General features: G+C 54.1%; 19 protein-coding genes. 6 read left to right on the forward strand and 13 right to left on the reverse strand.

Annotated elements, in window-relative coordinates; genetic code table 11:
* Positions 1–7: 7 nt before the first annotated feature.
* Positions 8–2,227 (reverse strand): type VI secretion system tip protein TssI/VgrG, encoded by a 2,220-nt coding sequence (gene tssI, locus AAIG26_RS19050; protein WP_343181233.1) that lies wholly within the window; start codon positions 2,225–2,227, stop codon positions 8–10.
* Positions 2,228–2,851: 624 nt separating this feature from the next.
* On the opposite strand from tssI, the gene AAIG26_RS19055 reads away from it, so the two are divergent.
* The 3 genes from AAIG26_RS19055 to AAIG26_RS19065 are packed head-to-tail and all read left to right on the forward strand — an operon-like array spanning position 2,852 to position 5,091.
* Positions 2,852–3,547, forward strand: coding sequence for an amino acid ABC transporter permease (locus AAIG26_RS19055; RefSeq protein WP_170956341.1), 696 nt, complete (start codon positions 2,852–2,854; stop codon positions 3,545–3,547).
* Complete coding sequence (locus AAIG26_RS19060; RefSeq protein ID WP_020456133.1) at positions 3,525–4,295, forward strand: amino acid ABC transporter ATP-binding protein; 771 nt, start codon at positions 3,525–3,527, stop codon at positions 4,293–4,295. The genes AAIG26_RS19055 and AAIG26_RS19060 overlap by 23 nt, the downstream gene beginning before the upstream one ends.
* 22 nt (positions 4,296–4,317) lie before the next feature.
* Positions 4,318–5,091, forward strand: coding sequence for an amino acid ABC transporter substrate-binding protein (locus AAIG26_RS19065; RefSeq protein WP_020456132.1), 774 nt, complete (start codon positions 4,318–4,320; stop codon positions 5,089–5,091).
* Positions 5,092–5,420: 329 nt separating this feature from the next.
* On the opposite strand, the gene ssb1 is transcribed toward AAIG26_RS19065, so the two are convergent.
* Positions 5,421–5,945, reverse strand: coding sequence for a single-stranded DNA-binding protein SSB1 (ssb1, locus tag AAIG26_RS19070; protein ID WP_017459456.1), 525 nt, complete (start codon positions 5,943–5,945; stop codon positions 5,421–5,423).
* Positions 5,946–6,206: 261 nt separating this feature from the next.
* On the opposite strand from ssb1, the gene uvrA reads away from it, so the two are divergent.
* Positions 6,207–9,032, forward strand: a complete 2,826-nt coding sequence (gene uvrA / locus AAIG26_RS19075) for an excinuclease ABC subunit UvrA (protein WP_020456130.1) — start codon at positions 6,207–6,209, stop codon at positions 9,030–9,032.
* Here uvrA and AAIG26_RS19080 read toward each other — a convergent pair whose 3' ends face one another.
* Positions 9,033–9,386 (reverse strand): MmcQ/YjbR family DNA-binding protein, encoded by a 354-nt coding sequence (locus AAIG26_RS19080; protein WP_020456129.1) that lies wholly within the window; start codon positions 9,384–9,386, stop codon positions 9,033–9,035. It lies immediately after the preceding gene.
* Between the two features lie 280 nt (positions 9,387–9,666).
* Here AAIG26_RS19080 and AAIG26_RS19085 point away from each other — a divergent pair, with 280 nt between their 5' ends.
* Entirely contained in the window at positions 9,667–10,377 is a 711-nt protein-coding gene (locus AAIG26_RS19085; protein ID WP_343181234.1) for a response regulator, read from the forward strand.
* Positions 10,378–10,427: 50 nt separating this feature from the next.
* On the opposite strand, the gene AAIG26_RS19090 is transcribed toward AAIG26_RS19085, so the two are convergent.
* The 8 genes from AAIG26_RS19090 to dnaB form a co-directional block, all read right to left on the reverse strand.
* Complete coding sequence (locus AAIG26_RS19090) at positions 10,428–11,318, reverse strand: transcriptional regulator (RefSeq protein ID WP_343181235.1); 891 nt, start codon at positions 11,316–11,318, stop codon at positions 10,428–10,430.
* Positions 11,319–11,398: 80 nt separating this feature from the next.
* Positions 11,399–11,815 carry a secondary thiamine-phosphate synthase enzyme YjbQ gene (locus AAIG26_RS19095; protein ID WP_249880483.1) on the reverse strand — a complete coding sequence of 139 codons (417 nt, stop codon included), beginning with the start codon at positions 11,813–11,815 and terminating at the stop codon, positions 11,399–11,401.
* Between the two features lie 69 nt (positions 11,816–11,884).
* Positions 11,885–12,592 (reverse strand): acid phosphatase AphA, encoded by a 708-nt coding sequence (aphA, locus tag AAIG26_RS19100; RefSeq protein ID WP_097406557.1) that lies wholly within the window; start codon positions 12,590–12,592, stop codon positions 11,885–11,887.
* 188 nt (positions 12,593–12,780) lie between these two features.
* Positions 12,781–13,974: an aromatic amino acid transaminase gene (gene tyrB / locus AAIG26_RS19105; RefSeq protein ID WP_343181236.1), complete on the reverse strand. Its 1,194-nt coding sequence runs from the start codon at positions 13,972–13,974 to the stop codon at positions 12,781–12,783.
* A gap of 100 nt (positions 13,975–14,074) precedes the next feature.
* Entirely contained in the window at positions 14,075–15,079 is a 1,005-nt protein-coding gene (locus AAIG26_RS19110) for an AAA family ATPase (RefSeq protein ID WP_343181269.1), read from the reverse strand.
* Positions 15,076–15,633, reverse strand: a complete 558-nt coding sequence (pnuC, locus tag AAIG26_RS19115; RefSeq protein WP_343181237.1) for a nicotinamide riboside transporter PnuC — start codon at positions 15,631–15,633, stop codon at positions 15,076–15,078. Before pnuC ends, AAIG26_RS19110 begins: the two co-directional genes overlap by 4 nt.
* Positions 15,634–15,645: 12 nt before the next feature.
* The gene (gene alr, locus AAIG26_RS19120; RefSeq protein WP_343181239.1) at positions 15,646–16,725 is read right to left on the reverse strand and encodes an alanine racemase; all 1,080 of its coding nucleotides are present in this window, start codon (positions 16,723–16,725) and stop codon (positions 15,646–15,648) included.
* A 145-nt stretch (positions 16,726–16,870) separates the two neighbouring features.
* Positions 16,871–18,277: a replicative DNA helicase gene (gene dnaB / locus AAIG26_RS19125; protein WP_017459445.1), complete on the reverse strand. Its 1,407-nt coding sequence runs from the start codon at positions 18,275–18,277 to the stop codon at positions 16,871–16,873.
* 59 nt (positions 18,278–18,336) lie between these two features.
* Between dnaB and AAIG26_RS19130 the strand changes: the two genes are divergently transcribed.
* Complete coding sequence (locus tag AAIG26_RS19130) at positions 18,337–19,320, forward strand: quinone oxidoreductase (RefSeq protein WP_097406554.1); 984 nt, start codon at positions 18,337–18,339, stop codon at positions 19,318–19,320.
* 188 nt (positions 19,321–19,508) lie between these two features.
* On the opposite strand, the gene pspG is transcribed toward AAIG26_RS19130, so the two are convergent.
* Positions 19,509–19,751: an envelope stress response protein PspG gene (gene pspG / locus AAIG26_RS19135; RefSeq protein ID WP_313627331.1), complete on the reverse strand. Its 243-nt coding sequence runs from the start codon at positions 19,749–19,751 to the stop codon at positions 19,509–19,511.
* Positions 19,752–19,884: 133 nt separating this feature from the next.
* Positions 19,885–20,922 carry a tRNA dihydrouridine(20/20a) synthase DusA gene (gene dusA / locus AAIG26_RS19140; RefSeq protein WP_343181240.1) on the reverse strand — a complete coding sequence of 346 codons (1,038 nt, stop codon included), beginning with the start codon at positions 20,920–20,922 and terminating at the stop codon, positions 19,885–19,887.
* Positions 20,923–21,043: the final 121 nt, after the last annotated feature.

Below are 21,043 nucleotides of genomic sequence, written 5' to 3' on the forward strand. Positions count from 1 at the left end.
GTCCTTATCAGGCGTTAAGCTCGATTTTCTTGCCATTGACCATCACGCCCGCCGCGTTAATGGTGATGGTCGAGCCGCCCGCGGTGATCTCCACGCTGCCGTTGCCAATCAGAATGCCGCTTTCGCCGACGTTGATCTGGAAGGTATCCGTTGCGCTGTCCGCCACGCTACCCTGGGTAAAACGGGTGTCGCCGCCGGTAATGCTCAGCGTGCGCCCGGCACCGATATTCACCTCTTGCTTTCGCACCACCGTGCGCACTTCGTTGCTGCTGACGGTGACGTTGCGGTTACCGGTCACTTCCAGCGTCTGGTCGCCAGTGACCTGTACGGTGCGGTTTTGCTGCACGCTCACCTTTTCGTTGCCCTGCACGGTGCGGGTTCTGTCCTGCACCACGGTCAGCGTCTGGTTGCCTTGCACGGTGCCGGTGTTGTTGCTCTTCACCGTGGTGGTGTGATTGCCGGTAATGGTCTCATCGCGGTTTTGCTCGACACTGAGAGTTTCATTGCCTTTCACGCTTTCGGTGCGGTTCTGCTGCACGGTGGTGGTTTCGTTACCGTTGATGGTTTTGCTGCGATCCTGGCCGATAGTGACGGTTTCATTGCCGTCCACTGTGCGGGTACGGTTCTGTTTGATATGGCTGGTTTCGTCTTTGCCAACGGTTTTGGTGCGGTTGCTGCCAACATCATGGGTTTCGTCGTTTTCGACTTCGGTATCCATGTTGCGCTCAGCATGCAGCCAGAGTTGCTCCTCACCGGGTTTGTCTTCAAAGCGCAGGGCGTTGGCGTTATCCGGCGAACCGTCTTTCGAACGGCTCATAAAGCCCATCTGCGTCGCCGCCGCCGGCAGCGCCCACGGCGGCATGCTGGCTTCGTTATAGACGCGACCAATGATTATCGGTCTGTCCGGCTCACCGTTAATAAAATCGACCACCACTTCGTCGCCCACACGCGGGATCTGCACACCGCCGTAGCCCTGCCCGGCCCACGCGCTGGAGACGCGCACCCAGCAAGAGCTGTTTTCATCGCCCTGGCTTTGCCGATCCCAGTGGAACTTCACCTTCACGCGGCCATATTTGTCCGTCCAGATCGATTCGCCCTGCGGCCCGACCACGCGCGCCGTTTGCGGGCCATAGGTGCGCGGCCAGTCGGTGACCGATGCCGGGCGAAAAGGCGTTGTCGCCGGAATAACGGTAAAGGCGATGTTATGCTGTGAACTGAATTGCCCGCCGGAGGCGTACTGATTCTCTTCAAACGCATACCGGGCGCCAATCACCAGCCACTGCGTGTTATCGGCGAAATTGGGTGCATTGGTAAGCCGAAAAAGATGGCCAGGCGCGATGCCGGTCGCGGTACCGGAGCCTTGCATTTGCTGCTGCTCCGCCTGCCAGGCCTGCTGGCGAATACGCGCGTACGCTTCACCGTCGCCATGCTCAACAAAGCGGCCTGGCCAGTCATACACATCAATTTTCCCTGGGCTTGGCGAAACGGGGTTTTGCAGGGTTTGCAGCATCCAGGCATGCGGCTTTCGGAAATCGTAATCATCGGTGCTGTACAGACCCGGCGTCACCACGTGGTTCGCCACCAACTGGCTGATGCCCTCTTCGTTGACCGCGCCGCCGCCGGTTTGCGCATGCCAGGGAATAGTGTCGTAACCGGGAAACGCCTCCGCCTGCGAGTAGTCGTCCATCAGCACCAGCGTGTGCCCCTCTTTGCTGTGGCGAAACAGGTAGCTGATGCCTTCAAGCTCCAGCAAACGGCTGATGAAGTGGAAGCTGCTTTCACCATACTGCACGCTGTAATCCCACTGGCGATAGCTGCGCGTCAGTTTGTCTTCAACCCTGACGTTGTATTCGGAAAACAGCGTTTTGGCGATATCCGGCACGCGTTGCTGCTGGAAAATACGGAAGTTGCGATCGCGCATCATCGGCCAGAAATCGGGTTCCAGCGTCGCCTGGTACGCCGCGTACTGCGTGCCGTCCAGTTCTTCGGTACGCACCGAAACGGCGGTCACTCTCCCGGAAAGATAGCGTTCGCTACCCGGAATCTGGCACGGGATCACCACCGTCATCTCCTGCCCGAGCAGTTTTTGCCGATCAAGGGTGAAGTCTTTGCTCAGCAGGTCGACCTGAAAGCGAAAAGGAGCAGAAAGATGCTCTTCCCCTTTCAATTTCCAGAACAGGAGTGAATCACTGCCAACGGATGACAGGACGGTTATCCGGTTAACCATACGTATTCCTTGGTAGCAGCGGCGGATATTTCGGGAGAAAACGATTTGCGGGAAATCATTCAAAAGAAACTTATACGCGCGCGTATTATTTACTAACGACCAACGATTACGAATAATATTATCCACAGTTCATAAAAACGACAGCCAAATACATATCAGAATCGTCTTATTTTATAATTAAAATAATAACTTATTTAAAATCAATTCAGTGCAAATTACCCTGATAAAACAGTGGATTTCAGGTTATTCGATTCAGCTAACAATAAATAATAACGCATCATATATTCTTCAATTTACAATAATATCTCCCTAAATGAAATTTGCGTATTTAAAATTAAAAACAGCCGTCAGTTGGCCTGCATTTTTAAACTTCGGTGCGGGCTATGGCATCCACCGTTGCCGATTTGCAGTTTCGCAACAGTCCGCTGCCCAACAGTTGTTCGCTGTCGCACAGCCAACGGCCTTTAGCACATTTGCGCATATTCTTATCCGGATATATTGGTTTTCGCCACAGACACAACGAATATAATTCATTTTAATACGGTACCAGAATAATCAACTGGAATATTTACATAGCATTCTGCCAGCTTTTTCTGGCAATAAATGATGTGCGGAAGGTGTTTAGTGCCAACATGGTTACCCTTAGCGATCGATTCGTTCTGGCCAATGCTTTCCGCCGGGCTGAAATTTACCATTCCCTTAACGTTAAGCGCATTTATTCTTGGTCTGACACTCGGTTTTATTGTGGCGTTATTGCGTTTATATGGCCCGGCATGTTTAAAACCGATAGTCATATTTTACGTCTGGTTAATTCGCGGCACCCCGTTATTAGTACAATTATTTTTAATTTTTTACGCGTTGCCCAGCGCGGGAGTGACTATCGATGCCTTTCCGGCGGCGGTGATTGGTTTTACGGTAAATATTGGTGCTTATACCTCGGAAGTGATCCGCGCCACGCTGCTCGCCGTGCCTAAAAGTCAGTGGGAAGCCGCGCATGCCATCAGCATGACCTGGGCGCAGGCGCTACGGCGCATTATTCTGCCGCAGGCCGCGCGCATCGCTGTGCCGCCGTTATCCAATACCTTTATCTCGCTGGTGAAAGACACCTCGCTGGCCTCGGTGATCACCGTGCCGGAGATGTTTCTCGCTGCGCAGCAAATAGCCGCGGTGACTTACGAGCCGTTAATTTTATATAGCGAGGCCGCGGTGATTTATCTCTTATTCAGCTCTGTCTTATCGCATTTACAAGAGAAGCTGGAGCGGAAATTAGCCGGGACAACCGTTAAGGAGCGGGCAAATGATAACGCTCTGCAACATTGAAAAAAGTTTTGCCGGTCACCGGGTGCTGCAAAATATTCATTTAACGGTAGCAGAAGGCACCGTCACCGCCTTAATTGGCCCCTCCGGTAGCGGGAAAAGTACATTATTACGTTGTATTAATTTGCTGGAAATCCCCCAGTCCGGGGAATTAACCATCGGCAAAGAAGAGATGGTATTTACGCCAGGTGCCCGTATTAAAGGCCAGGATATTCGCCGGATGAGCCGTCAGACCGGAATGGTTTTTCAAAACTTTGCGCTGTTTCCGCATATGACCGCTCTCGACAACATTACCGAGGGACTGATTACGGTGCATAAATGGGACCGCGAGCGAGCCCGCAAACGCGGCGAGGCGCTGCTGGAGAAGGTTGGCATGCTGCATAAGCGTAACGCACTGCCGAATACACTTTCCGGCGGCCAGCAACAACGCGTGGCGATTGCCCGCGCGCTGGCACCTTCGCCTGCGGTGTTACTGTGCGATGAGCCAACCTCGGCGCTCGACCCGGAACTTTCCGGCGAAGTGGTCGCCGTCCTGCGCCAGCTGGCACACGAGGGCACGACGATGATTATGGCCACCCACGATCTGCGCTTAGCAGCCCATATCGCAAGCCAGGTGGTATTTCTCGAAGCCGGGGAAATTGTCGAATCGGGCAGCGCCAGCACCCTTTTTTCACAGGCGAAGAAACCACGAACCACGGAATTCATCGCCTCTTTAAGCACAGCGTTTTCGACTATCGAAGCGCATCAATAACAATATTTACGGGGTAACGCAGATGAAGGCATTCGCAACACTGGTGATAGCAGGCGTTATGCAGCTGGGCTTTGCTCACGCGGCGCTGGCGCAGGATGATCTGGCAAAAATTCAGTCCGCCGGGGTGTTAAAAATTGGCACCGAAGGGACTTATCCGCCCTTCACTTTCCATAACGCCGCCGGCAAGCTGGAAGGGTTTGATGTCGAAATCGGCCAGGAAATCGCCAAGCGCCTGAAAGTGAACGCCCAGTTTGTTGAAGGCAAATGGGATGGCCTGATCGCCGGTATTGATGCTAACCGCTACGACGCGGTGATCAATCAGGTGGGCATTACGCCGGAACGCCAGAAAAAATATGACTTCTCCGAGCCGTATATCGCCTCCAAAGCGGTGTTGATCGTCAACAGCAAAAATACGGCAATCACCCGTTTCGAGGATTTAAAAGGTAAAAAATCCGCCCACACGCTGACCAGCAACTATGCGCAGATCGCGCGCAAATATGGTGCGGAGATCGTCGCCACCGACGGCTTTAACCAGTCTGTCGATTTGGTGGTGCAGGGGCGCGCCGATGCGACCATCAACGACAACCTGTCATTCCTGGATTTCAAAAAACATAAACCCGACGCGCCGGTGAAAATTGTCGCCACGCAATCTGACGCGGAGAAATCCGGCGTGTTATTCCGCAAGGGCAACCCGCAACTGAAAGCCGCGATTGATAAGGCACTGGAAGAGATCAAAGCCGACGGCACTTATCAACGCATTTCGCAGAAATACTTCGGCGCGGATGTGTCGAAGTGATGCGTAGCCGCTGAATGGTAAGACCCCGCAACGCGGGGTTTTTTATGCCGCTGGTGCCTTGCTCACGGACACCCATTTTATTTGCGCGCGTCTTCGACAATATGCAAGTTCGACACTATGCAAAGCTGGGGCGCTGCGTTTGTGCTGCTTGCCGCAGACGGCGTTGCGCCCACCGTTGCGGAGCTACTGCTGCATCAGTTCAGCGGGCGCGGCGCATAATAACTGGCTTAAAGCTGAAAACTTTGCGGAACCCCGAGCCTGGCTGGGGGTTTTCTGTAAACAAAAAAACCCCGCCTGGCGGGGTTTTTAAATTTGCGGCGTAACGCAAATCAGAACGGGATGTCGTCGTCGAAATCCATCGGCGGTTCGTTAGACGGTGCCGGTGCAGACTGCTGCTGCGGGCGAGACTGCGCGCCGCCGCTGAACTGGTTGCCACCCTGTGGCTGCTGAGGCTGACCCCAGCCGCCCTGCTGCTGGCCGCCACCTGCCGGTGCGCCGCCACCCTGACGGCCGCCCAGCATTTGCATGGTGCCGCCAACGTTAACCACTACTTCAGTGGTGTATTTTTCCTGACCGGATTGATCGGTCCATTTGCGGGTGCGCAGCTGGCCTTCAATATAAACCTGAGAGCCTTTACGCAGGTACTCGCCGGCCACTTCCGCCAGCTTGCCAAACAGCACAACACGGTGCCATTCGGTCTGCTCTTTGGTTTCGCCGGTCTGCTTGTCACGCCAGGATTCGGAAGTAGCCAGCGTAATGTTGGCAACTGCGCCACCACTCGGCATATAGCGTACTTCCGGGTCCTGGCCCAGATTACCGACGAGAATCACCTTGTTTACGCCTCTGCTGGCCATATTGTGTCTCCTGAAAACGTTGCTTGATTCTTAGTAGTGTAAACGCGCGATTGTAGCATTACAAAGCCACACTTAGATAGCTGCGAGGAGGATTCCAGATTATCGCCGCGCGCCATAGTTTGACATACCCGAAGCGAAGATGCATGCGAATACTGTATATTCATTCAGGTTAAATTGTGTCATAATTAGCCGTTTCTGACCGCTGGTTGTCCTTCAAACACACCAGGCAAAAAGTGTTCCTCCGGGTAAAAGGTGAATGGATTGGATAAGATAGAAGTACGGGGCGCCCGCACCCATAATCTCAAAAACATCAACCTCGTCATCCCTCGCGACAAACTGATTGTCGTCACCGGGCTGTCGGGTTCTGGTAAGTCCTCCCTGGCTTTCGACACACTCTATGCCGAAGGGCAGCGTCGTTACGTTGAATCACTCTCCGCGTATGCGCGTCAGTTTCTGTCGCTGATGGAAAAACCGGACGTTGACCACATTGAAGGTTTATCGCCCGCCATTTCTATTGAACAAAAATCGACATCCCACAACCCGCGTTCCACCGTCGGCACGATCACGGAGATTCACGATTACCTGCGTCTGCTGTTCGCCCGCGTCGGCGAGCCGCGTTGCCCGGACCACGACGTTCCGCTGGCGGCGCAAACCGTGAGCCAGATGGTGGATAACGTGTTGTCGCAACCGGAAGGCAAGCGCCTGATGCTGCTGGCGCCAGTTATCAAAGAGCGTAAAGGTGAACACAGTAAGACGCTGGAGAACCTCGCAAGCCAGGGTTATATCCGCGCAAGGATCGACGGCGAAGTGTGCGATCTCTCCGATCCGCCGAAACTCGAGCTACAAAAGAAACACACCATTGAAGTGGTGATCGACCGTTTTAAAGTGCGCGCTGATCTTGCCCAGCGCCTGGCAGAATCGTTTGAAACCGCACTGGAGCTTTCCGGCGGCACGGCAGTGGTTGCCGATATGGATGAGCCGACCGCCGAAGAGCTGCTGTTTTCCGCCAACTTCGCCTGCCCGATTTGTGGCTACAGCATGCGCGAGCTGGAACCTCGCCTGTTCTCGTTCAACAACCCGGCTGGCGCGTGTCCGACCTGCGACGGTCTGGGCGTGCAGCAATATTTCGATCCCGATCGCGTGATCCAGAACCCGGAGCTGTCGCTGGCCGGCGGCGCGATCCGCGGCTGGGATCGCCGCAACTTTTACTATTTCCAGATGCTGAAATCGCTGGCGGAACACTACAAATTCGACGTGGAAGCGCCATGGGAAAGCCTGAGCGCCAACGTGCAGAAAGTGGTGCTGTTTGGTTCCGGTAAAGAGTCGATTGAGTTCAAATACATGAACGATCGTGGCGACACCTCTGTGCGTCGTCACCCGTTTGAAGGCGTGCTGCATAATATGGAGCGCCGTTACAAAGAGACGGAATCCAGCGCGGTACGTGAGGAGCTGGCGAAGTTCATCAGCAACCGACCGTGCGCCTCCTGTGAAGGGACGCGCCTGCGTCGCGAAGCACGCCATGTGTTTGTTGAAAACACCCCGCTGCCGACCATTTCCGATATGAGCATCGGCCATGCGATGGACTTCTTCAACAATCTGAAACTTTCCGGCCAGCGGGCAAAAATCGCCGAAAAAGTGCTGAAAGAGATTGGCGATCGTCTGAAGTTCCTGGTAAACGTCGGCCTGAACTATCTGACGCTCTCGCGCTCGGCGGAAACGCTCTCCGGCGGCGAAGCGCAGCGCATTCGTCTGGCAAGCCAGATTGGCGCGGGTCTGGTAGGTGTCATGTACGTGCTGGATGAGCCGTCAATTGGCCTGCATCAGCGCGATAACGAACGTCTGCTCGGCACGCTTATCCATCTGCGTAACCTCGGTAACACGGTGATTGTTGTCGAACACGACGAAGACGCCATTCGCGCCGCCGACCATGTGATCGACATCGGCCCTGGCGCGGGCGTACACGGCGGCCAGGTGGTGGCGGAAGGGACGCTGGATGCCATCATGGCGGTGCCGGAATCCCTGACCGGGCAGTACATGAGCGGCAAACGTAAAATTGAGCTGCCGAAACAGCGCGTGAAAGCCGATCCGGAAAAAGTGCTGAAGCTGACTGGCGCGCGCGGTAACAACCTGAAAGATGTAACGCTGACGCTGCCGGTGGGCCTGTTCACCTGTATCACCGGCGTTTCCGGCTCCGGTAAATCGACGCTGATCAACGATACGCTGTTCCCAATCGCCCAGCGTCAGTTGAACGGCGCGACCATCGCCGAACCTGCGCCGTATCGCGATGTGCAGGGGCTGGAGCATTTCGACAAAGTCATTGATATCGACCAGAGCCCGATTGGGCGTACGCCGCGCTCCAACCCGGCCACCTATACTGGCGTCTTTACGCCAGTGCGCGAGCTGTTTGCCGGTGTGCCGGAGTCCCGCTCGCGCGGTTACACACCGGGGCGCTTCAGTTTTAACGTGCGCGGCGGTCGCTGCGAAGCGTGCCAGGGTGATGGCGTCATTAAGGTTGAAATGCACTTTCTGCCGGATATTTACGTGCCTTGCGACCAGTGCAAAGGCAAGCGCTACAACCGTGAAACGCTGGAGATCAAATACAAAGGCAAGACTATCCATGAAGTGCTGGATATGACTATCGAAGAAGCACGCGAATTCTTCGATGCTGTTCCGGCGCTGGCGCGTAAGCTGCAAACGCTGATGGATGTTGGCCTGACCTATATTCGTCTTGGACAGTCGGCGACGACGCTTTCCGGCGGTGAAGCCCAGCGCGTGAAGCTGGCGCGCGAGCTGTCGAAACGCGGCACCGGCCAGACGCTCTATATCCTCGACGAACCAACCACTGGCCTGCACTTTGCTGATATCCAGCAGTTGCTGGACGTGCTGCATCAGTTACGGGATCAGGGCAACACCATTGTGGTGATTGAGCACAACCTGGACGTGATTAAAACGGCGGACTGGATTGTCGATCTCGGCCCGGAAGGCGGCAGCGGCGGCGGCGAGATCCTGGTCTCCGGCACGCCGGAAACGGTCGCCGAATGCGAAGCCTCTCATACGGCGCGCTTCCTCAAACCGATGCTGAAGTAATTACACGGAGAGTTGCTGCCGGACCTGTTCCGGCACCAACTCAATCGCCTGCTGATACGACGCATCCACCAGGTAGTAAATCTGCGAATCCGGTAACGAACCATCCAGGTAAACGGTGCTCCAGTGCGCTTTATTTAAATGGCGGCTGGGGCGCACATCTTCATGCTGCTGGCGCAGCAAATCCGCCAGTTCTGGGCTCGTTTTCAACGACGCTGCCGGCCGGCCTTCCACCTCTTTCACCATCACAAACAGCACATCCGCAACTTTGATTTGTGTTGCTTTCCAGTCGCTGTGCACGCTCTGTTCAGCGCCAGGCTTCGCCATGCAATATTGCAGTAACTCGGAAATTGTCACTTTTGCTTCTCCTTGTCATGTCGTGGTGGGGTATCGCGATCGGCATAAATACATCATTAAAGCGTAGTGTATGGATAAAAAAATCGTGGGTCGTTACAAAACCTGACGATTAACACAACCTAAACAGAATTGAGAACGCTGGAACCTTTTGTGTTTTAGAGTGACAAATGGTTACAACCAGAAAGTAACAGTTATTTTTTCATTTTTTTCAAATAGATAAAAGCAGCACACTGATGTGCAATTGATTACGGATTAAAGAGAAAACTCCCGGAGATGCCTGATGAGCATATTACATGGCGAGAAGAAAACCGTCCTTGTCGCTGAAGATGATAGTGATATTGCTGGTGTTATTATTGCTTACCTTGAACGCGACAAGTTCGCGGTGATTCATGCCCCTGATGGTGAAAAAGCGGTCATGATGGCCGAAAAATACCAGCCTGATTTTATTATTCTGGATATCAAGATACCGAAAAAGGATGGCTGGCAAGTATTGATGGAGCTGCGCCAGAAAACCGATACCCCGATTATGATGCTGACCGCATCAGGCGCCGATACGGATAAAGTTCTGGCATTAAAAACGGGCGCTGATGATTATGTAGTAAAACCGTTCAACCCCGAGGAATTAGTCGCCAGGGTGCATGTTATTTTAAAAAGAAGCCAACAATATCATGCGCTACAAAATCTGAAACTGTATAAAACCAGAAATATTGAAATAAATAAAATAACGCATCAGGTATACGTTGGTCCGAAGAAAATGGATTTATCTACAGACTTAACCTCAACCGAGTTTAAGATATTGATGCATTTAATTCGCTACCCGCAGCGCATCTTTACGCGTGAAGAGATTATGAATTCCTGCATGCCAGAGGGAAACGCCTGCGATCGTACCGTAGATAGCCATGTCAGCAAATTAAGAAAGAAGATCCAGCAGGCGGGCATCGTCAATGTGCCGGAGTGCGTACGCGGCTTCGGCTATCGGTTAGGAGATTGATGTAGCCTAACAGGCTCCCGGCGGGGGATAACCACCGCCGGGAGCGTTCATTAAAACAGCGTCCTGCCCAACGGCAGAATGTCGCACCACTGTTTTTTATAGCTCCAGTAATCTTTATAGACCCCGAGAGAAAATTTAAATTTTTTATCTTTCGCGAGACATAATTCTTTTGCTTTGCAGATATTCACCCACAACAAAATACTGCCGAGATTAAATTCAGGATAGTTCTGAGAATACCCACCATTAATATCATCGAAATAAAAATAGCCATCGCACTCGGCCATAAAAATGATATCAAACGCGCAGGGGCGACCATGCATAAACAACACCGCGCCAAAGAGTAAATGTCGCAATGCGGCGAATGTTCTGATTAAGTCATCACGCGCAAAACAGTAAATTTTACTCTGCCAGCGCTGCCTGAACACGTCGATATATATGTCGGCCAGTTCACTATCCGAAAAGTCATCAACCCACCGAACTTCACCGCCACAGGCAAGAAACTTTTTCATTTCGCCGTTGCGTTTTTTCTGTGACGCTTTCGACAGGCTCTCTTTGACGTAGCAGATCTTGTTTTTTAAATAACCGCTGAATAAAACATTGAGAAAGTCGGATCGATGATGTGGAGATAACCGCTTGGTAACCGCAGGTAAATACCCTACCTTTTTCGTTTGCAGCGGCAGAATGATGTCATCAAAAACAAAGGGATAACGCCGGTCCTGTAGCGATAATGAACCCTTCACCGCGTAACACGCGCCAACGTATAACTGCTTGCGACGAATGACGTAAAAATCCAGCTTCGCCCCCGTTTCAGCACTTAAAAATTGCAGCACATCCGGATGTGTACAGACAGAACCGCCACGTTGTTGCCAGACCATTTTGTAGGTGGCGAAATCGCACGGTTCCCAACCGTACAGCCACGCGAAAACATTCCGTAAAACCATAACTACCCCGTGTTATCAGACGCACCCACACGTCTTTATGCAGGCTTATAACCGGGGTATATGGAGGTTTGATGGAGCGGCTACTCTCCTTGCAGCGTGGCGATGATTTTGCGCGAGCCGCCGTGAATGCGGTGCTCGCCAAGCCAAATTCCCTGCCATGTGCCCAGCACCACGCGCCCGTTTTGCACAGGTAACAGCAGAGAAACGCCTAACAGCGAGGATTTAATGTGCGACGGCATATCATCCGGCCCTTCGTAATCATGCTCATACGGCGCGTTGTCCGGCACGGCTTGCAGAAAATGCTGCTCCATATCGTGGCGCACGGTGGGATCGCAATTTTCGTTCAGGGTGAGCGAAGCAGAGGTATGTTGCAGCAACAAGTGCAGCAAACCAACGTTAATGCGGGAGAGATCGCGAAGTTGCCCAAGCACCTCGTCCGTCACCAGATGAAACCCGCGCGACTTCGCGCCAAGCGTAAGGGTTTGTTGATACCACATGCACATCTCCTGTCAGCAAAATGAACTCTTGTCAGTGTGGCAGCAGGCTGCGAAACAGGAAAGCCGGGGCTAATATTCGGAGTTTACAATCACTTCCTCACCCAACGCACCCGCCTGCGGTAAAGGGCGATAGGTCGAGTTTGAAGCGCGTAGCACGCGAATTGGCCGGGCTTCGCTTTCGCGCGCGGCGGTGATATCGCTGTCTGAATCGCCATAGAAAATGCGGATTTTATTGGCCTTCAGCCACTGGGTTTTGCTGTTCTGGCCAGGCTTATCACCGGCGAAAATCACCGGGTTCATATTGGCCGCAGGAATAAGAAAATCGTCCTGTAACGTTTTACTAACCGTTTCTGTTTTTGTCGGGCTACGTCCGGTGATGAAAAAGATGGTGTCACCGCGCTTTACATGCATCGCAATCAGATGGCGGGCCACTTCTTTCGGAATACTGAAGTCGTCCCAGCCGTTGTTCATCTTTTCCCAAAACGCCGGGTTTTGCAGATAGGCATCGCTATCCGGCGACCAGGTTTTTTTACCGCGCCAGAAACCGGGGCTGGAAAACAGCACCGTGTCGTCAATATCAAACCCGACCGCCATTGGCGGGCGTTCGATCAGAGAATTTTCGATTTGCGCCACGGAAACCCAGTGAACGGGCGCCTGTTCGGCGAGTCTGGCAACATTGGTGCCTTCAGATACCGGCGTGGGCGCCGAAGCGTAAACCGCGCTGCCAAACGTCATCCACAGGCAGACCGCGCCGAGCGCGCGTATGAACTTTCGCATATTTATCCCTAAATTATCAGTTCGTTATATTTTATAAATGGTGCGAATGGTCAAAATGTTACCAGACCATACCCTGTGAAGCCGATGAAAAAAAGGATTTTTTGCAGATTATTCAGAGAATAAGCGAATATTGAGGCATAAATAATCCCCTGCCAGAACGCAGGGGACGGGAAAAAGTAAGTGGGTGCTTACATTACTGCGGCAAATGCTTGCGCCACGCGGTGCACGTTACGGCTATTCAAGCCGGCAACGCACATCCGCCCGCTGGCGATGAGATAAACGCCAAACTCTTCACGCAGACGATCGACCTGCGCCGCGCTCAGGCCGGTATAACTGAACATGCCGCGCTGTTTAAGCAGATAATCGAAATTACCGCCCGGTACCGCCTCTTTCAGCACGGTGACCAGCTCCTGGCGCATCGCCAGAATGCGCGTACGCATGGCTTCCACTTCCGCCAGCCAGGAGGCTTTCAGACCGGCGTCGCCAAGTACTGTTGCGACCAGTTGTGCGCCAAAATTCGGCGGGCTGGAGTAGTTACGGCGCACGGTGGCTTTGAGCTGCCCCAGCACGCGGCTGGCGGCGTCCGCATCGTCACACACCACGGAAAGCCCGCCAACGCGCTCGCCATACAGCGAGAAAATTTTCGAAAATGAGTTGCTGACCAGCGCAGGCAGCCCGGCGCGGGCAACCGCGCGGATGGCATAAGCATCGTCTTCCATTCCGGCACCAAAGCCCTGATAGGCGATGTCGAGGAACGGGATCAGATTGCGCGCTTGCAACACCTCAACCACCTGGTCCCACTGCGCGTGAGTCAGATCCGCTCCGGTTGGGTTATGACAGCAGGGATGCAGCAGCACAATGCTCTGGGCGTCCAGGGTGTTCAGTTTTTCCAGAAATGCTTCAAAACGCACGCCGTTAGTCGCGCTATCGTACCAGGGGTAAGTACTCACTACGAAGCCAGCGCCTTCAAAAATAGCGACATGGTTTTCCCAGGTCGGGTCACTGACCCACACGCCGGAATCTGGAAAGTAACGTTTCAGAAAATCTGCGCCGACTTTCAGCGCACCGGAGCCGCCTAATGTCTGGATGGTGGCAACGCGGTTTTGCGCCAGTACCGGGTGTTCTGCACCGAACAGCAGCGGAGCGATCGCGTTGCGATAGCTATTGAGCCCTTCCATCGGCAGATAAACTGACGCACCGTGCGGCTGCGCATTCAGGCGCGCTTCGGCTTCGGCGACCGCCTGCAAACGCGGAATAATGCCATCTTCGTTGTAGTAAAGCCCGATACTGAGATTGACCTTGTCGCTGCGGGGATCTTCTTTAAAGCGCTCCATTAACGACAGAATCGGGTCGCCGGCGTAGGCGTCAACTTTCTGAAACACGCGTGTACTCTCCAGGTTTACAGTAGGCAAGAACCACCACAATAAACCGGAAGCAGAGGAAGATCGAGAGCAGTAATAGCGGTGTTAAAAAATAAGCGCTTTAGCCGCGCAGCGCGGCCAGTATTTGCGCCACACGCTCGCTTACCGAACCACGTACACGCAGAAAGGGAATGCCGCGTTGCGTCAGCTGTTCGTTGTACCAGGCCTGCTGACGCTGGCGGAAGGTTTCATCCTGGCGGGTGCCGTCCTGCACAAACGGGAAATCGTCGTCGCACAGCACCACGAGGTGATAATGCCGCTGCGCCAGTGCATAGAGCGCATCCGGCGCGTGACCAAACATCGCCAACGTATAAAACAACGTTGTTAGCGGCGAGGTGTCACATACCAGCCACTGCCGGGCATCGGCGGCTTCTTCACGCTGTACCTGCGTTTGTGCAATCGCCAGCATATCGTCATAAACCAGTTCACCGCCCTTTTCGTCCCAGCGCTCGCGGCCATATTCCGCCACATACGCCGTCTCCAGTGCCTGCGCCAGTGCGATGCTCAGCGTGCTTTTGCCGGTCGATTCGCCACCCAGCAGGCAGATGCGCTGAACGAAATCCCGGTAAACAACAGGCGCTAACATCTGCCGCCAGCGGTGAACATCACTACGAATCAGTGTGCCGGAAGGTGCCTGCTCTCCTTGCTCACGCTGCAAACGGACATGTACGACGGGGCTGGCGAAGCGTTCGCTGAGTACGCGGGCAAAGCCGTCGCCGTACTCTTCGGCGGTAAAAACCGCCTGCGGTTGGCAGTGCAGTACCAGCAAACAGATATCGGCCATATAGTGGCGATGCAGATCGCCGTCGGCCTCGTTATGCGGTGGCGCACTCAAGCCATAATCAGCAAGACGCTGGGGGGTGAGAACCAGAATGTCGCATTGCGGAAAACGCGCACGAAGCCAGCGTTCACGCTTTTCCGGCTCGCATCCAGGCAACTCTGGCACAGAGTAGCTGACGATCCACAGGCGTTCGCACTGTTCCAGCGCAGCGTTAATCAATCGTTCGTGGCCGCAGTGTAACGGCGCAAATTTACCGACGATCAACCCGCTGGCAAAGCGTTTCATCGCGCGGCCATCGCTTTGCGCCATTGATACAGACCATGCCAGGCGTTACACCAGAAAACAAGATATAACCCGGCGGTGAGCCAGAGATCGCGGGCGGCATACAGCGGCACGGCAATGGTGTTAACCAGCAGCCAGAAATACCAGCTTTCGAGCCTGCGCCCCATCAGCATAAATTGCGCGAGCACGCTGAAAACCATAATGGTGGAGTCCAGCCACGGCGACCACGCGTTGGTAAAGCGGTGCAACAGCCAGGCGTAACACCCGGCGACAACCAGCGCGCCCGCTAACATCAGCAACAAATGGTTAAGCGGCGTTTTGCGTACCGCCAGTTCGCTGCCGTGGTTGCCTTTCAGCCAGTTGATCCACCCGGCAATACTGCTGGCGATAAAGAACAGTTGCAGCGTGACATCGGCGTAGAGCTGTACGGAGTAGAACACCCAGCCATACAGCACGCAGCCAATAATCCCCGTCCACCAGGTGTGCATATTGTTGCGTGCGGCAAGCCATACAGAGAGGGCATAAGCCAGGCAGGCGGCGATTTCCATTGGCGACAAGGCGCAATCCTTTTAGTCGATGTATTTTAAAGTCGCCCGCGAAGTCAGGCGCGTGATAAGTTCGTAAGCACTCACTTTTGTTGCTTCAGCAATACGTTCAACGGGCAAACCCTCTCCCCACAGCACCACTTCATCACCGGCTTTGTCTTGCGCATCCGGGCCGAGATCAACGCAAATCATATCCATCGCCACACGACCAACAATCGGCACTTCGCGACCATTAACCAGCACCGGCGTGCCGGAAGGCGCAGCGCGCGGATAGCCATCGCCATAGCCCATCGCCACCACGCCTAAACGCGTGTCGCGCGTACTTTCCCACGTGCCGCCATAGCCCACCGCATCGCCAGCTTTATGCTCGCGCACGGCGATCAGTTGCGAAGTCAGCGTCATGACTGGCTGAAAACCGAAATCGGCACCCCACGGTTTATGATCGAGCGGCGAAACACCGTACAAAATAATGCCAGGGCGAACCCAGTCGAAGTGCGATTGCGGCCACAGCAGCGTACCGCCAGAAGCGGCTATGGAACGCAGACCAGGTTTGCCGTCAGTAAAGGTGGTGAAGATATCAAGCTGGCGCTCTGTTGCGCCGCATTCCGGTTCGTCGGCGCGGGCAAAATGGCTGGCAACGTTAACTGGCTGGCGCACATTTTTGCACTGTGACAAGCGCGCATAAAACGCCTCAGCCTCGTGCGGATGTACGCCCAGGCGGTGCATACCGGTATCGAGCTTCATCCACACGGTCACCGGCGCTTTCAGCGTTGCGGTTTCCAGCGCTTCCAGCTGTTCAAGGCTATGAATAACCGTGTGAAGCTGGTGTTCAGCGACCAATGGCAGATCGCTGGCGGCGAAGAAACCTTCCAGCAGCAAAATCGGTTGTGTGATGCCGCCCGCGCGTAATTGCAGGGCTTCTTCAAGACGGGAGACACCGAAAGCATCGGCATCGGGGAGCGTTCGCGCGGTCTCGAGAAGACCGTGTCCATAGGCGTTCGCTTTCACGACCGCAACCACGCGGCTGGCGGGAGCCAGTTCACGCAGGCGTTGCAGATTGTGTCGCAGAGCGCGGCGGTTAACTACTACGGGTGCCGCTTGCATTTACATTACCCTATCAAGCAATCGTCAACATCATTCGTCTACAGGAAGACGACAAGTCCGTCGATACCGGCGGTTTGGTATAAACCAGGCGACCGGGATCCGCGGACGCGGTCAACGTCCCTGTAATGCGAAGGATGAAGAGGATTTATTCGTCGTCGTATTGTGGCCCTGCATAATTATCAAAGCGCGACCACTGCCCGTTAAATGTCAGACGCACGGTACCAATTGGGCCGTTACGCTGTTTACCAATAATAATTTCTGCAATGCCTTTTAAGTCACTGTTTTCGTGATAAACCTCGTCACGATAAATAAACATGATCAAGTCGGCGTCCTGCTCGATGGAGCCGGATTCACGCAAGTCGGAGTTTACCGGACGTTTGTCGGCGCGCTGCTCCAGCGAGCGGTTAAGCTGCGACAGCGCCACCACCGGCACCTGTAACTCTTTCGCCAGCGCTTTTAGCGAGCGGGAGATTTCAGCAATTTCCAGCGTACGATTATCCGACAACGACGGCACACGCATCAGTTGCAGGTAGTCGATCATGATAAGCCCAATGCCGCCATGCTCGCGAGCGATGCGCCGCGCACGGGAACGGACTTCCGTCGGCGTCAGGCCGGAAGAGTCATCAATATAGATATTGCGTTTTTCCAGCAGGATACCCATGGTGCCGGAGATGCGCGCCCAGTCTTCATCGTCCAGTTGGCCGGTACGAATACGCGTCTGATCGACACGCGAAAGGGAGGCCAGCGAACGCATCATGATCTGTTCGGAGGGCATCTCAAGACTGAAGATTAATACCGGTTTATCCTGCAACATCGCCGCGTTTTCGACGAGGTTCATCGCAAATGTCGTTTTACCCATCGACGGACGCGCGGCAACGATAATCAAATCCGACGGCTGTAAACCTGCCGTTTTCTTATTAAGATCGTCATAACCTGTGTTAACACCGGTGACACCGTCGTGCGGCTGCTGGAAAAGCTGTTCAATGCGCGAAACGGTCGCTTCAAGCACATCGGCGATGTTTTTCGGGCCTTCGTCTTTATTTGCGCGGCTTTCGGCGATTTTGAAAACGCGGGATTCGGCAAGGTCGAGCAGATCTTCGCTGCTGCGCCCCTGCGGATCAAAACCGGCGTTGGCGATTTCATTCGCCACCGAAATCATTTCACGAACTACCGCACGCTCACGCACGATATCGGCATAGGCACTGATGTTCGCTGCACTTGGCGTATTTTTGGAGAGCTCAGCCAGGTAAGCAAAGCCGCCGACAATATCCAGTTGCCCCTGCAGTTCCAGCGATTCCGCAAGCGTTATCAGATCGATGGGTTTGCCCATCTCCTGCAGGCGGTGCATCTCGGTAAAAATATGGCGGTGCGGGCGCGTATAAAAATCATCCGCCACGACGCGTTCGGCGACATCATCCCAACGCTCGTTATCCAGCATTAAACCGCCCAACACCGACTGCTCCGCTTCAATAGAATGCGGAGGCACTTTCATCCCCTCGAGCTGTACGTCGCGGGTTTCAGTCTGTTTGTTGAAGGGTTTATTTCCTGCCATAGTGAATGGAGCTATCCGGGTAATGAATGGGTTGAGAGATTATCACATCAGGAGGAAGCATGGCGACGAGAATAGAATTTCAAAAGCATGGTGGGCCTGAGGTGCTTAAAGCGGTTGAGTTCACCCCCGCAGCGCCAGCGGAAAACGAAGTGCAGGTAGAAAATAAAGCCATTGGCATCAACTATATCGATACCTATATCCGTAGCGGGTTATATCCGCCGCCAGCGTTACCAAGCGGGCTGGGCACCGAAGCGGCAGGCGTGGTAAGCAAAGTGGGCAGCGGCGTCACGCAGGTGAAAGTGGGCGATCGCGTGGTATATGCGCAATCGGGCCTGGGTGCGTATAGCTCGGTGCATAACGTTTTGGCGGATAAAGTCGCGGTGCTGCCGAACGCGATCTCCTTCGAACAAGCGGCGGCGTCATTCCTGAAGGGTCTGACGGTGTTTTATCTGCTGCGCAAAACCTACGAAATCAAGCCAGATGAAATGTTCCTGTTCCATGCCGCCGCCGGTGGTGTCGGGTTGATTGCCTGCCAGTGGGCAAAAGCTCTTGGCGCGAAACTGATTGGCACCGTGGGTTCCGCGCAAAAAGCGCAGCGCGCGTTACAGGCCGGTGCCTGGCAGGTGATCAACTACAGCGAAGAGAATGTGGTGGAACGTGTCAAAGAACTCACCGGCGGTAAAAAGGTGGCGGTGGTGTACGACTCGGTGGGGAAAGACACCTGGGAGACGTCGCTTGATTGTCTGCGCCGTCGCGGGCTGATGGTCAGTTTCGGTAACGCTTCCGGCCCGGTGACCGGCGTGAATCTGGGTATTCTTAACCAGAAAGGCTCGCTCTACGCCACGCGCCCTTCCCTCAATGGCTATGTCACTAACCGGGAAGAGTTGCAGGAAGCCAGTAATGAGCTGTTTTCGCTGATTGCCAGCGGGGTTATCAAAGTGGATGTGACCGAAAGCCAGAAGTTCGCGCTGCACGATGCACAGCGGGCGCATGAAGTGCTGGAGAGTCGGGCGACGCAGGGCTCCAGTCTGTTGATCCCTTAAGCTAATCGCCTGAAAGAATTAGGGCTTCCCGTGGGAAGCCCTTTCTTTTTTAGTTCGGCTGCATTGTAGGGTACAGCGCGATGAATTCGTTAACGTCGCGATAGTGACAGATTTAATAAGTAAATCCTATTCGGTTCTAAGCAATGTACCGGGAAAAGTCTTCGGTATGTGACGAACCACGCAATACTTTAGTAACGCCAACGGTTATTGCGTTGATAACGTGGGATCTTCGGTTCTTTCACGGCACGGATAATCCAGACAACGGCGACGGCCAGCAGCAGCCATGGCAATAGCTTGATCATCAACGCGAAAAGCCCGCCGAGGAACATAACAGCCGTTGCCACCAGCAGCGCCGCGATGATGCCCAGCAGCGAAACGCCGGTCACCAGCAACATGATAAAAAAGCCCACGATAAACAGTAATTCCAGCATGATGGATCTCCCAAAGAGGTAACTCCCCGGTTATTACAAGAACCATGCCAGGAAAAATTAGCTTATTTATCAATAAAAAAGCTCCGCAGCAGAAGGCGGAGCTTAGTGAATTTGACTACCTTTTAGTGAAACTTTAACGCTTTGAGGCCACCAGGTTGAGCGCGTGTTCCACTACCGCGATATCCGCACCGGCTTTATGCGCATTTTCACTCAGATAACGACGCCACTGACGCGCGCCGGGAACGCCCTGAAACAGCCCCAGCATATGCCGTGTGATATGCCCGAGATACGCGCCCTGGCTCAGCTCGCGCTCAATGTAGGGATACATCGCGCGCACCACGGCGATCGGATCGGCATCCGCCACGTCTGCGCCAAAGATCTCGCGGTCAACAGACGCCAGTATGCCAGGGTTCTGATACGCTTCACGACCGACCATCACGCCATCCATATGTTCCAGATGCGCTTTGGCTTCTTCCAGCGATTTGATACCGCCGTTAATGGCCATTTTCAGGTGCGGAAAATCACGTTTCAACTGATACACACGCGGGTAATCCAGCGGCGGGATTTCCCGGTTCTCTTTTGGGCTTAACCCCGAAAGCCACGCTTTGCGCGCATGGATGATAAAGCTTTCGCACTCGCCTTTTCCGGCCACGGTGCCAATAAAATCGCAGAGAAATTCGTAGCTGTCGTGATCGTCAATGCCAATACGCGTTTTGACGGTGACCGGAATCGACACCACATCACGCATCGCTTTAATGCAATCCGCCACCAGTTGCGCTTCGCCCATCAGACACGCGCCGAAACGACCATTCTGCACACGATCGGACGGACACCCGACGTTGAGGTTAATTTCATCATACCCGCGCGCTTCGGCCAGCTTTGCACAATGGGCAAGCTGCGCCGGATCGCTGCCGCCGAGCTGCAACGCGACCGGATGTTCTTCTTCGCTGTACGCCAGGTAATCCCCCTTGCCATGAATGATGGCACCGGTGGTGACCATTTCGGTGTAGAGCAACGTCTGGCGCGACAGCAAACGCAAAAAGTAGCGGCAATGTCTGTCCGTCCAGTCGAGCATCGGCGCCACGCTAAACCGGCCATTCCAGTGTTGAGTGGAATTGAGCGTCGTTGCGTTGGTTTGATGGGGGTTTGTCATTTCAGGGTTACCGTGCATTTTGGACAGTTAAAAAGGTTTGTCGTATCTGATTTCCACTCAGGTCCGGCAATCGCCAGCGTCTGAAATAGCGGGGCATTATTCTAGCATAGAGGAAGCACGTAAACCCGCTGACACAATG

It is taken from the genome of Kosakonia sp. PSU_27 (genome assembly GCF_039409795.1).
Lineage (GTDB): Bacteria > Pseudomonadota > Gammaproteobacteria > Enterobacterales > Enterobacteriaceae > Kosakonia.